The sequence below is a fragment of the Kitasatospora sp. NPDC001225 genome (assembly GCF_053597855.1).
Window position 1 is genome coordinate 34263 of the sequence record NZ_JBSFJC010000069.1, and the last position, 12423, is coordinate 46685.

A 12423-nucleotide genomic window follows, 5' to 3' on the forward strand; every position below is an offset into this window, starting at 1 on the left:
GCAAGGGTTTTGACCGAACCTCTTCAAGAGATCTTGAGGGCCGCTGGACCGGCTCGGGACACCTGGGGCCACCGCCGGGTCGAGCCGGGGAACGGCAGGGCAACACCGGGAAAACGGAGAGGGCCCCGCCCCGGACTCGTGGTCCGGGGGCGGGGCCCTCCTCGGGCGCTGCCGCGTCAGGCGCCGCGCAGCACCGCGCCGGTGCGGGCGACGGCCTCGGCGACGGCCGCCTCACGGGCGGCGGTGGCCTCGTCGGCGGTCAGCGTGCGGTCGACCGCGCGGAAGCGCAGCGCGTACGCCAGCGACTTCCGGCCCTCGCCGACCTGCTCGCCGGTGAACACGTCGAACAGCCGGATGGCCTCCAGCAGTTCGCCCGCGCCGGCCCGCAGCGCGGCCTCGACGTCGGCCGCCGGGACGGCGGTGTCGACGATCAGCGCGACGTCCTGGGTGGCCACCGGGAAGCCGGAGACCGCCGGGCCGTTGACGCGCTCGGCGCCGTCCGCCGTCAGCAGGTCGACGTCGATCTCCATCGCGGCGGTACGGGCCGGCAGCCCGAGCGCCTTGACCACCCGCGGGTGCAGCTCGCCGGCGTGGCCGACCACCCGGTCGGTGCCGGCCACCAGCAGCTCGGCGCAGCGGCCCGGGTGCCACGGCGCCAACTGGCCCTGGCGGACGGTCAGTTCGACGCCGGCCGCACGGGCCACCGTGCGGGCCGCCTCGACGGCGTCCGCCCAGGAGGCCTGGGAGCCCTTGCCCCACCAGCCCGACGGCAGCCGCTCGCCCGCGAGGGCGACGGCGATCCGGCGCGGCTGGTCCGGCAGCGCGGCGTCCAGCGCGGCCAGCTCCTCGTCGCTGGGCCGGTGGTCGACCGCCGGACGCGGGGCCACGCTCAGCTCGTCCTTGGGCAGGAAGACCGTGCCGGTCTCGAAGACCGCCAGGTCGGTGTTGCCCCGGCCGACGTTGCGGCGCAGCGCGCCGAGCAGGCCCGGCAGCAGCGTGGTGCGCAGCGCCGGCTCCTCGTCGTTCAGCGGGTTGACCAGCTTCACCGTGCGGCGGCGCCGGTCGTCCGCCTCCAGGCCGAGCGCCTCGAAGGCGGGCTCGCCGAGGAACGGGTAGTTGTTGACCTCGACGTAGCCGGCCGCGGCCAGCGCGACGCCGATCCGACGGTGCACCCGCTGGGCCTCGGTCAGACCCTTGCCCGGGGGGACGTTGGGCATCCGGGCGGGGACGTTGTCGTAGCCCTCCAGCCGGATGACCTCCTCTGCGAGGTCGTACGGGTCCGTGAGGTCGGGCCGCCAGGTCGGCGGGGTGACCTCCAGGACGTCGGCGCCGGAGACCGAGCAGCCGATCTCCTGCAGGCGCCGGGTGACGGTCTCGCGGCCGTACCCGGTGCCGGCGACCCGGTCGGGCAGGTCGGCGGCGATGGTGATGGTGCGCACCGGGTGCGGGGCCGCGATGTCGGTGACCCCGGCCTCGGCGGTGCCGCCGGCGATCAGGACCAGCAGGTCGACGGCGCGCTGCGCGGCGGCGCGGGTGGCCTCCGGGTCGACGCCGCGCTCGAAGCGCTTGGACGCCTCGGAGGGCAGCTTGTGCCGCTTGGCGCTGCGGGCGATGGCGACCGCGTCGAAGTGCGCCGCCTCGATGATCACCTCGGTGGTGCCCGGGCCTGCGGCCGGGTCGAGGATCTCGGTGGAGGCGCCGCCCATCACGCCGGCCAGGCCGATCGGGCCGCTGTTGTCGCAGATCAGCAGGTCCTCGGCGGAGAGCTTGCGCTCGACCCCGTCGAGGGTGGTGAGGGTCTCGCCCTGCGCCGCCCGGCGGACCGTGATCGGGCCGTCCACGCGCTGCTTGTCGTAGGCGTGCAGCGGCTGGCCGACCTCCAGCATCACGTAGTTGGTGATGTCGACGGTCAGCGAGATCGGGCGGATGCCCGACTTCTGGAGCCGGCGCTGCAGCCAGATCGGGGACTTGGCGTTCGGGTCGACGCCGACGACCGTACGGGCCACGAAGCGGTCGCAGCCGGTCTGGTCGTTGACCTTCACCAGGTAGCCGAAGGAGTTCGCCGGCGGCACGTCGAGCAGCGCCGGGTCGGCCAGCGGCAGCCCGTACGCGGCGGCGGCCTCGCGGGCCACACCGCGCATGGACAGGCAGTAGCCGCGGTCCGGGGTGACGGCGATGTCGAGCACCTCGTCGACGAGCTGGAGCAGCTCGATGGCGTCGGTGCCGGGCTCGTACTCCGGCGGGAGCACGATGATGCCGTTGTGGTCGTCGCCCATGCCCAGCTCGCGGGCGGAGCAGATCATGCCGGCCGAGGTGTGGCCGTAGGTCTTGCGGGCCGCGATCGGGAACGGGCCGGGCAGGACGGCGCCCGGGAGCACGACCACGACCTTGTCGCCGACGGCGAAGTTGGTCGCACCGCAGACGATCTCCTGCGGGTCGCCGGTACCGTTGGCGTCGCCGACGTTCACGAAGCAGTGCCGGATCGGCTTCTTGAAGCCGGACAGCTCCTCGATGGAGAGCACCTCGCCGACCACCAGCGGGCCCTTGAAGTCCGCGCCGATCTGCTCGACGGTCTCGACCTCCAGGCCGGCCCGGACCAGGCGCTCCGCGACGTCACGGCCGGTCTCGCCGGCCGGCAGGTCGACGTACTCGCGCAGCCAGGAAAGCGGGACGCGCATCAGATCTCCATCCCGAACGGGAGGGTGAAGCGGACGTCACCCTCGACCATGTCGCGCATGTCGGCGACGTTGTGACGATTCATCAGGATCCGCTCCAGGCCCAGGCCGAAGGCGAACCCGCTGTAGCGGTTCGGGTCGACACCGCAGGCGACCAGCACCCGCGGGTTGACCACGCCGCAGCCGCCGAGCTCGATCCAGCCCTCGGAGGAGCAGGTCCGGCACGGGCGGTCCGGGTTGCCGACGCTCTCGCCGCGGCACACGAAGCACTGGAGGTCGATCTCCGCGCTCGGCTCGGTGAACGGGAAGTACGACGGGCGCCAGCGCAGCTCCAGGCCGCCGCCGATCAGCTTCTCGACCAGCACCTCGATGGTGCCCTTGAGGTCCGCGAAGGTGATGCCCTCGTCCACCGCGAGGCCCTCGACCTGGCGGAAGACCGGGGTGTGGGTGGCGTCCAGCTCGTCCGTCCGGTAGACCCGGCCGGGGCAGACCACGTAGAGCGGGGGCTCGCGGTCGAGCATGGTGCGGGCCTGGACCGGGGAGGTCTGGGTGCGCAGCACCACGCCGGAGTCCGCGGAGCCGTCCGGGGCCTGGACCCAGAAGGTGTCCTGCATCGAGCGGGCCGGGTGGTCCGGGCCCAGGTTGAGGGCGTCGAAGTTGAGCCACTCGGCCTCGACCTCGGGGCCCTCCGCGACCTGGTAGCCCATCGCGACGAAGGTGTCCTCGATGCGCTCGGCCATGGTGGTCAGCGGGTGCCGGGCGCCGCGCGGAGCGCGGTCGTACGGCAGCGTGACGTCCACCGCCTCCTCGACCAGCACACGGGCGTCCCGCTCCGCCTCCAGCTCGGCCTGCCGCTGGGCGAGGGCCTTGTTGACGGCCCCGCGGGCCTGACCGATCAGCTTTCCGGCGGCCGCCTTGGCGTGCGGGGGCAGGGCCCCGATCTCGCGATTGGCGAGCGAGAGCGCGGAGCGGTCGCCGGTGTGGGCGACCTTGGCCTGCTTCAGCTCGTCCAGGGAGCCGGCGGCGGCGAACGCGGCGACCGCCTCGTCCCGCGCCTGCTCCACCACCTCGGGCTTGAGGGCCTCGACCTCGACCGGGTCGTACGACTTGTTGGGTGCCGACATCTCTATCTTTCCCGTGCTCCTGCTCGTCCGTGCTCAAGGTCTTTGGGCCAACGCCAAAGGTCGAGTGTAGTCGCAGCGTGTATCACCGCTGCCGCGAAGCCCGTCCGGGGGGAACGACGTCCGACCTGCCCCGGCGCTCAGAGCATGAAGTCGGGCACCCCGGCGGGCAGGATAAATCGGAACCGGGCGCCGCCGCCGGGCGCGCGGTCGACGCGGATCGAGCCGCCGTGGGCCTCCACGATGCCCTTGACGATGTAGAGGCCCAGGCCCGTACCGCCGCGCTTGGAGCCGCGCCAGAAGCGGGTGAAGACGCGCGGCACCGCCTCCTCGGGGATGCCGCTGCCTTCGTCGCTCACGGTGACCGCCGTACCTTCCACGATGCGGGGCGGGGTGCCGTTGCGCTCCCAGACGGGCGCCTCGACGACCTCCTTGGCCGGTGCCACCTCGATCGTGACAGTTCCCTCACCGTGCCGCACCGCATTTTCCAGCAGGTTGGCCAGCACCTGGTCGACCTTGTCCGGGTCGGCCCACAGGACGGTCAGCGGCTCGCTGATCCGGATGTCGAAGCGGTCCTCGGGGATGCCGGTGGCGACCTTGCGCTCGACGTGCCGGCGCACCGCCGCCGCCAGGTCCACCACCTGCTTGCGCAGCTCCAGCCGGCCGGCGTCGATCCGGGAGATGTCCAGCAGCTCGGCGATCAGCCGGGTGACCCGGTCGGCGTCGGCGTCCACGGTCTCCAGCATCAGCCGCTTCTGCCCGTCGGTGAACCGCTCCCACTTGGCCAGCAGCGTCGCCGTGAAGCCCTTGACGCTCGTCAGCGGGGAGCGCAGCTCGTGCGCCACGGTGGCGATCAGCTCGGCGTGGCTGCGCTCGGTGCGGCGCCGGGCCTCGGTGCCGCGCAGCGCGATCACCAGGCGCTCCAGCGGCCCGCCCGGGGCGCCGCGCACGTACCGGGCGGAGACCAGCACCTCACGCCCGCCGGGCAGCAGCAGGTTGCGCTCCGGCTGGCCGGTGCGGATGGCCAGGCCGCCGTACGGGTCGGTCAGCTGCCACCAGCGGCGGCCGTCCAGGTCCTCCAGCGGGAGGGCGTCCTCCAGCCCGCTGCCGAGCGCGGCCTGCGGGAGCACGCCGGTGAGCCGGGCCGCGGCCCGGTTGAAGCAGACCACCCGGCCCAGCGCGTCCGCGACCACCAGGCCGTCCGGCAGGTCGTCCGGGTCGAGCTCTGGCCCGCTGCCGACCATGGGTTGCCTCCCCGATTACCCACCGTGCCGTTCCCCCCACAGAGGCAGACCCTAGCGTCTCCCAGGCGGGTGTAGTAGGGCTTGCAACGGGGAGATCCCGGTGCGCCCCCGGGTGCGTCAGGCGTTCGAGCGGCAGCCGCCGGGCGAACGCTGCGCCCGGGCCGAGGCGTACAGGCAGACGGCCGCGGCCGTGGCCAGGTTGAGGCTCTCGGCGTGGCCGTGGATCGGAACGCGCACGACCTCGTCGGTGAGCGCGCGGGTCTCCTCCGGAAGCCCCCACGCCTCGTTGCCGAACACCCATGCGCCGGGCGCGCCCAGCGTGCCCTCGTCCAGCTCCTGGTCCAGGTCCCGCTCCCCCGCGCCGTCCGCGGCGAGCACCCGGACACCGGCCTCGCGCAGCCTGCCGACGGCCTCCTCGACCGGCACGCCGACCGCCACCGGCAGGTGGAACAGGCTGCCCACGGAGGCCCGGACGGCCTTCGGGTTGTAGAGGTCCACCGAGGCGTCGGTGAGCACCACGGCGTCCGCGCCGGCCGCGTCGGCGGTGCGCAGCACCGTGCCGGCGTTCCCGGGGTCGCGCACGTGGGCGAGGACCGCGACCAGCTTGGGGCGGGCCCTGAGCACCTCGTCGAACGGGGTGTCGATGAAGCGGCAGAGCGCCACGATGCCCTGCGGGGTCACGGTGTCGCAGATGTCGGCGATCACCTCGTCGGTGGCGGTCAGCACCGGCAGCCCCTCCGCCAGGGCGGCCTCGACGATGCCGGCGTGCCGCTCGGCGGCCTCCTGGGTCGTGTAGACCTCGACCACGGCGTGCTCGCCGCTGCCCGGCAGCCTGCCGAAGGCGACGGCCTCCCGGACGGCCTGCGGGCCCTCGACCAGGAAGCGGCGCTCCTTGCCGCGCTGGCTTCGCTTGGCCAGCCGGCGGGCGGCGACGACGCGCGGCGAGCGCAGGGAGGTCAGCAGGGGGGTGTCGGTGCTCGGCATGGTCTCGATCTCTGAGGGCGCTGAAGGAGGGGGGCGAAAGCAGGACCGGACCCGCAGGCGAGCCTGCGGGTCCGGTCAGAGCTCAACCGATCTCGGAAGATCAGGCGGCGTCCGCGGCGGCCTTCGGGGCGTTCACGTCGGCCGGCAGCGCCTTCTGGGCGACCTCGACCAGGGAGGCGAACGCACCCGGGTCGTTGACGGCCAGGTCGGCCAGCATCTTGCGGTCGATCTCGACGCTGGCGGCCTTCAGGCCCTGCACGAAGCGGTTGTAGGTGATGCCGTTGGCACGGGCCGCAGCGTTGATGCGCTGGATCCACAGCTGACGGAAGTCGCCCTTGCGCTTCTTGCGGTCGTTGAAGTTGTAGACCAGCGAGTGGGTGACCTGCTCCTTGGCCTTGCGGTACAGGCGCGAACGCTGGCCACGGTAGCCGCTGGCGCGCTCCAGGATGACCCGGCGCTTCTTGTGGGCGTTGACTGCCCGCTTGACGCGTGCCACTTGATTACTCCTTGGGTTGGACCACGGACTACTTCACGTGGTCCGTCATTCGAATGGGTCGGGAAGGATCAGCTGCCCCGCTCACGGCTCGCGCCGGGCGGGAGGGCGATCACTTGCCGAGAAGCTTCTTGATCTTCTTGGCGTCAGCGGGGGCCAGCTCGACGGTCCCGGCCAGCTTGCGGGTCAGCGTCGAGGGCTTGTGCTCCAGGAGGTGGCGGCGGCCGGCGCGCTCGCGCAGCACCTTGCCAGAGCCACTGATCTTGAAGCGCTTGCTGGCGCCACTGTGCGTCTTCTGCTTCGGCATTTCGCCGTATCTCCTCGTCAGTCCCGTCCGCGCCCGCGCGACGTGCGCCGCGCGGGCGTGAACTGGATGGATCTGCGGTGACCGGGCGGGACGCCCCGTCACCCTGGGGGCCGGTCTCCCGGGCCTCCTGGCCGGTGAGGGCTCAGGCGCCCTGGGAGGCGGCCGGCTGCTCGACCGGAGCGTCGGCCTCGACGGCCGGCGCCTCGGCCGGGGCGTCCTCGGCCTCGGTCACGACGTCCTCGACGTCGGTCACGACGTCCTCGTCCTCGATGTCCGCAGCGGCGTCGGGGCCGCCGGTGCGGCCCTGACGCTCGGCCTTGCGGGCGTCCGCGAGGGCGCGGGCCTCGGCCATCGCCTCGGTCTTCTTCTTGTGCGGGCCAAGAACCATGATCATGTTACGGCCGTCCTGCTTGGGCGAGGACTCGACGAAGCCCAGGTCCTGGACGTCGTCGGCGAGCCGCTGGAGCAGACGGAAGCCCAGCTCGGGGCGGGACTGCTCACGACCGCGGAACATGATCGTGATCTTGACCTTGTCGCCCTGCTTGAGGAACCGGACGACGTGACCCTTCTTGGTGTCATAGTCGTGCGGGTCGATCTTCGGCCGGAGCTTCATCTCCTTGATGACCGTGTGCGCCTGGTTCTTGCGCGCCTCACGGGCCTTCATGGCCGACTCGTACTTGAACTTGCCGTAGTCCATGAGCTTGCACACCGGCGGCCGGGCGGTCGCCGCGACCTCGACCAGGTCGAGGTCGTACTCCTGCGCGAGCTCCAGCGCCTTGGCAAGCGGCACGATGCCGACCTGCTCGCCGCTGGGACCGACGAGTCGCACCTCGGGGACGCGAATCCGGTCGTTGATGCGGGGCTCGGTGCTGATGGGGCCTCCTCGGTTGCACCTTCTGCGATGCGGCCGTCGGACGGCGGTCGCACGTAGTGGACTCGACCACTGGGCGGGGCTTCATTCGTGCTGCGCTGTCCGGCTACGTACACCGCCACACGAAAAAAGCCCCGCTCGGTACAAGCGGGGCTCCACACAACCGGGGGCTGCGCCCGGTGAGGGGCGCTGCGGCGACTCGGCACCAGGGGCGCCCGTCGCGGACCGGGACCCGTCGGCCGCGAGGCCGACAAGGTGGGAGACTTTCGCGGTTGCCCTCTCGGGCCTCCTCAGTGGAGCCTCCACTTGCTGGCCGAGTGCCCATACGGGATCCCGGCCGGTCAGTCTCGAAGCTTACAGCGTCACGCGGTCGAACGCTATTCCGCCCCGGCGCGGACCCCCTTGTACGCTCCACGTGTACCCACACGGCACAACGGAACGAGCCACCCTTGAGCAGCGAGCCCACCCAGAACCCCGGCGCGGACGACGACGCGATCGGCTTCGACGACCTCACCCGCGACATCGCCGAGGTCCCGGCCGTCGAGGTGATCACCACCGTCGCCGTGCACCTGATGAGCGCCGCCGCGGTCAAGTGCGGTCTCGCCGAGGGCGGCGACAAGGACAAGGACCTGGACGAGGCCCGCAAGCTGATCACCGCGCTCGCCGGGCTGGTCACCGCCGGCGCCCCGGAGATCAGCAACTTCCACGCCGCGCCGCTGCGGGACGGGCTGCGCTCGCTCCAGCTCGCGTTCCGCGAGGCGTCCGTCGTCCCGGACGCGCCGGGCGCGGGGCCGGGCGAGAAGTTCACCGGGCCGGTCTACTCCTGACGTCCGGACGGGGAAAGGAGCGGCACACGTGTGCCGCTCCTTTCTCACGTCTACCGCTTGTAAAGCGGCTCCCCCGGCAGCTCCGCGCCGGCCGGCAGCACCGCGAGGTCCAGCCCCCGGTCCAGCCGCACCCGCAGCACCGGGTCGGCGGCCACGGCCTGTCCGACCCGCTGGGCGGCCGCCTGCAGCCCGGCCTGGTCCAGCGCCGGGTCGAAGACCACCGCGAGCACACCGTCCGAGTCCTCCGAGGCCGCCAGCAGCCCGGTGACCACCTGCGGCTCGGCCGCCAGCAGCCCGCGGACCGCCTCGCGCACCTCCGGGTCCCGGACCGGCGGCAGGAACGCGCGGTTCTCCGCCAGCGCCCGCAGCCGGGCACCGCTCAGCAGGAACGGCACCGGCCCGGCCGGGTCGATCAGCAGGGTGTCGGCGCGCTCCGAGAAGGCCACCATCGCGGCCTGCGGGGCCGCGGTCGGCGCCGGGCGGGCGTCGGCGCGCCAGCGGGCGAGCGAGTCGAGCGAGGTGAACGCCGGCAGCGCGCGGCGCCCGTCCGGGGCCTCCAGCACCGGGACGGCCATGTCGCTGGTCTTCTCGTGCCGGTGCCCGTTCGCGTCCACCTCGACCTCGCCGAGGATCGCGACGATCGGGACCATCAGCCGGGTGGGGGTCAGCGCCGCCAGCACCTCCGGCTCGGCCGCGCGGTCCTGCGACCAGCGGGCGAGGGCCTCGGTGAGCGCCTGGTCGGCGGTGCCGTCGTCGTCGGAGAAGCCGGGATTCGGGATGCTCTTGCCGACGAACGCCGGGTTGGAGAAGTCTTTGCGGTCCACCCGCCCGACCCTATGCCACCGCGCGCGAGCGGCCCCATTTCCCCGCACGCTCCCCGCGCACGGGGCCTACCCACCGGTAGCGCGGTGTGGCACCCTGCGGCCATGGTGATCCTCGACGCGCCCGCGACCGCACCCGCCCCGGTCTCCGACCGCCTCCGGTACGACCGCGCCACCGCCCACCTGGACGGGCCGGTGGCCGTCGTGGACCTCGCCGCGTTCGACGCGAACGCCGCCGACCTGGTCCGCCGGGCCGGCGGCAAGCCGATCCGGCTGGCCAGCAAGTCGATCCGCTGCCGGGCACTGCTGGAACGGGCCCTCGCCGTGGACGGCTTCCTCGGGGTGATGAGCTTCACCCTGGACGAGTCGCTCTGGCTGGCCCGCACCGGCGTCCGCGACATCCTGCTCGCCTACCCCTCCGCCGACCGGGCCGGCTACGCCGAACTGACCGCCGACCCGGAGGCCGCCCGCGAGATCACCGTCGTCCTGGACGACCCGGCCCAGCTGGACCTGATCGACGCGGCCCGCGGCGGCGACGCCGAGGTGCGGGTCTGCCTGGAGCTGGACACCTCGCTGCAACTGCTCGGCGGCCGGGTCCGGGTCGGCGCCCGGCGCTCGCCGCTGCGCACCCCCGAGGACCTCGGCGCCTTCGCCGAACTCGTCCAGCGCCGCCGGGGCTTCCGGGTCGTCGGCCTGATGGCGTACGAGGGGCACGTCGCCGGAGTCGGCGACCGGGTGCCCGGACGGCCGGTGCGCTCGCAGCTGATCCGGCTGATGCAGACCAGGTCCCGGACCGAACTGGCCGAGCGGCGCGCGGCGGCGGTCCGACGGCTGCGGCAGGTGGCCGACCTGGAGTTCGTCAACGGCGGCGGCACCGGCAGCGTGGAGTCCACCGTGGCCGAACGCGCCGTCACCGAGGTGGCGGCCGGCTCCGGGCTGTACCAGCCGCGGCTGTTCGACAACTACCGCTCCTTCCGGGGCCGCCCGGCCGCGCTGTTCGGCCAGCCGGTGGTGCGCCGCCCCGGCCTCGGCGTGGTGACCGTGCTCGGCGGCGGCTACCCGGCCTCCGGCGCGGCCGGCCCGGACCGCTCACCGGTGCCGTACCTGCCGGCCGGGCTGCGCTACGACCCGATGGAGGGCGCCGGGGAGGTGCAGACCCCGCTGCTCGGCTCGGCCGCGGACGACCTGCTGATCGGCGACCGGGTCTGGTTCCGGCACGCCAAGGCAGGCGAGCTGTGCGAGCGCTTCGCCGAGCTGCACCTGGTCGAGGGCGACCGGGTCGTGCGGACGGTGCCGACGTACCGGGGCGAGGGGAAGACGTTCCTCTGACGCTTCGTCCGCCTTTGCCCTACCGTGGTGGCGACACTGCGAACGTGAAGGGGGCGGCATGGACGCCGAGCTCGTGCAGGAGATGGTGAGGTCCGGGGCGACCTCGGTGGCCGGACTGATGGCCACGGCCGCCTGGAACCAGGCCAGTTCGCGGATCGCCCGGCTGTTCGGGCGCGGCGAGCGGGACGAGGAGGCGAGCGCCGAGCTGGAGGTGATCCGCGCCGAGGTGCTGGAGGCCGACGGCGACGAGGAGGTCCTGGCCGACCAGGCCGCCGCCCTCCGCAACCGGCTGCGCGCGCTGTTCCGGACGAACCCGCAGGCGGCCGAGGAACTCTTCGACATCCTCCGGGAGTTCCTGCCCGGGCAGTTCGAGAAGGCGCCCGGCGGGACCTACATCATCAACACCATCAGCGGCAGCTCGACCGTCAACAGCGATCTCGTGATCCAGGCCGGCATCATCCACGACATGCGGCACTGACCTTTCCGGAGCCTTAACGGGGCCCGATGGAACGGCTAACCACGGCCGTCCGTCGGGCCTTTGTCCTGCTCCGGGGCCTACAGTCCGTCAACAAGCACAGTACGCGCGGCTATTGCCTTCTGGTCCAGACCAATCCTACGCTCTGGCCGGGAGCCGCGCGCCGGGCCGGCGGCTCCCGAACGGGCAGGCGTGCCCGTTCCCCCACGCACGCCCGGAACGACGGTCAAGGAGTCCCCACCCCATGTCCATCAAGCGAAGTGCCCTGTCCGTCGGCGTGATCGGCGCCGCGGTCGTCGCGGTGGCCGGTGCCACCGCCGGCACCGCCAGCGCCCACGGCACGATGACCAACCCCGTGAGCCGGGTCGCCGCCTGCTACGCCGAGGGCCCCGAGCACCCGGTGTCCCAGATCTGCAAGGACCTCGTCGCCGCGAGCGGCACCCAGCCGCTGTACGACTGGAACGAGGTCAACATCGCCAACGCCAACGGCAACCACCAGGCGCTGATCCCGGACGGCAAGCTCTGCTCGGCCAACCGCGACAAGTACGCGGCGCTGGACTGGCCGCGCACCGACTGGCCGGCCACCGCGGTGAAGTCCGGCGCCTTCACCTTCCAGTTCCGCACCACCGCGCCGCACGTCGGCACCCAGACCGTCTACATCACCAAGGCGGGCTACGACCCCACCAAGCCGCTGAAGTGGTCGGACCTCGACCCGACCCCGGTGGCCAAGGTGCAGGTCGACCGCAACGCCGTCAACGGCTCCTACAGCTACTCCGGCACCCTGCCGCAGCGCACCGGCCGCCAGGTGCTGTACACGGTGTGGCAGCGCAGCGACAGCCCGGAGGCCTTCTACGCCTGCTCCGACGTCGACTTCGGCGCCTCCGCCACCGCCGCGTCGGCGCTCACCGCCCAGGCCCCGGCCGCGCCCAGCGACGCCCAGATCGCGGCCGACGCCTCCAAGTCCACGGTCGCCCACCACGGCCACGGCGGGGACCCGGACTCCCCGGCCGGCCAGGTGATCCCGACCGCCTCGGCGGCCGTGGGCGGTACCTCGGCCACCGGTCCGCTGCTGCTCGCGGGTGCCGCCGCGATCAGCGTCGGCTGGGCCGGCATGGTGCTCCGGCGCCGTCGCGTCGAGGCTGTTCGACGCGACTCCTGACGCCGGGCGCGGGACCGGGCCGGCCACACCCCCGTCCGGCCCGGTTCCCGCGGCACCACCCCGCGGCCTCGCAGTAGTCCGCGGGGCAGGCGCTCCCGGCGGATTCCGGCGATCGCC

The 12423-nt window shown here is 73.2% G+C and carries 12 protein-coding genes; 4 read left to right on the forward strand and 8 right to left on the reverse strand.

Going from position 1 to position 12423, the window contains the following annotated elements:
* Window positions 1-176: 176 nt before the first annotated feature.
* From pheT to infC, 7 genes are all read right to left on the reverse strand, one after another.
* Window positions 177-2678: a phenylalanine--tRNA ligase subunit beta gene (pheT, locus tag ACWDCZ_RS23330; RefSeq protein ID WP_449816876.1), complete on the reverse strand. Its 2502-nt coding sequence runs from the start codon at window positions 2676-2678 to the stop codon at window positions 177-179.
* Window positions 2678-3799: a phenylalanine--tRNA ligase subunit alpha gene (gene pheS, locus ACWDCZ_RS23335; RefSeq protein ID WP_049649868.1), complete on the reverse strand. Its 1122-nt coding sequence runs from the start codon at window positions 3797-3799 to the stop codon at window positions 2678-2680. The genes pheT and pheS overlap by 1 nt, the downstream gene beginning before the upstream one ends.
* 137 nt (window positions 3800-3936) lie before the next feature.
* Window positions 3937-5040 (reverse strand): sensor histidine kinase, encoded by a 1104-nt coding sequence (locus tag ACWDCZ_RS23340; RefSeq protein WP_049649869.1) that lies wholly within the window; start codon window positions 5038-5040, stop codon window positions 3937-3939.
* 117 nt (window positions 5041-5157) lie between these two features.
* Complete coding sequence (locus ACWDCZ_RS23345; RefSeq protein WP_049649870.1) at window positions 5158-6024, reverse strand: TrmH family RNA methyltransferase; 867 nt, start codon at window positions 6022-6024, stop codon at window positions 5158-5160.
* Window positions 6025-6124: 100 nt separating this feature from the next.
* Window positions 6125-6520 carry a 50S ribosomal protein L20 gene (gene rplT, locus ACWDCZ_RS23350; protein WP_030055649.1) on the reverse strand — a complete coding sequence of 132 codons (396 nt, stop codon included), beginning with the start codon at window positions 6518-6520 and terminating at the stop codon, window positions 6125-6127.
* Window positions 6521-6629: 109 nt separating this feature from the next.
* Window positions 6630-6824 (reverse strand): 50S ribosomal protein L35, encoded by a 195-nt coding sequence (rpmI, locus tag ACWDCZ_RS23355; protein WP_030055648.1) that lies wholly within the window; start codon window positions 6822-6824, stop codon window positions 6630-6632.
* Between the two features lie 142 nt (window positions 6825-6966).
* Window positions 6967-7698 (reverse strand): translation initiation factor IF-3, encoded by a 732-nt coding sequence (infC, locus tag ACWDCZ_RS23360; protein ID WP_074002347.1) that lies wholly within the window; start codon window positions 7696-7698, stop codon window positions 6967-6969.
* Window positions 7699-8144: 446 nt separating this feature from the next.
* Here infC and ACWDCZ_RS23365 point away from each other — a divergent pair, with 446 nt between their 5' ends.
* Complete coding sequence (locus tag ACWDCZ_RS23365) at window positions 8145-8522, forward strand: DUF1844 domain-containing protein (RefSeq protein ID WP_049649872.1); 378 nt, start codon at window positions 8145-8147, stop codon at window positions 8520-8522.
* Window positions 8523-8572: 50 nt separating this feature from the next.
* Here ACWDCZ_RS23365 and ACWDCZ_RS23370 read toward each other — a convergent pair whose 3' ends face one another.
* Complete coding sequence (locus ACWDCZ_RS23370; protein ID WP_074002346.1) at window positions 8573-9346, reverse strand: SseB family protein; 774 nt, start codon at window positions 9344-9346, stop codon at window positions 8573-8575.
* Between the two features lie 102 nt (window positions 9347-9448).
* On the opposite strand from ACWDCZ_RS23370, the gene ACWDCZ_RS23375 reads away from it, so the two are divergent.
* From ACWDCZ_RS23375 to ACWDCZ_RS23385, 3 genes are all read left to right on the forward strand, one after another.
* Complete coding sequence (locus ACWDCZ_RS23375) at window positions 9449-10672, forward strand: amino acid deaminase/aldolase (protein ID WP_117487186.1); 1224 nt, start codon at window positions 9449-9451, stop codon at window positions 10670-10672.
* A gap of 58 nt (window positions 10673-10730) precedes the next feature.
* A complete protein-coding gene (locus ACWDCZ_RS23380) occupies window positions 10731-11150 on the forward strand; it encodes a hypothetical protein (RefSeq protein ID WP_049649875.1) in 420 nt (139 codons plus the stop codon).
* A gap of 241 nt (window positions 11151-11391) precedes the next feature.
* On the forward strand, window positions 11392-12306 hold the full coding sequence (locus tag ACWDCZ_RS23385) for a lytic polysaccharide monooxygenase auxiliary activity family 9 protein (protein WP_049649876.1): 915 nt from the start codon (window positions 11392-11394) through the stop codon (window positions 12304-12306).
* Window positions 12307-12423 lie beyond the last annotated feature (117 nt).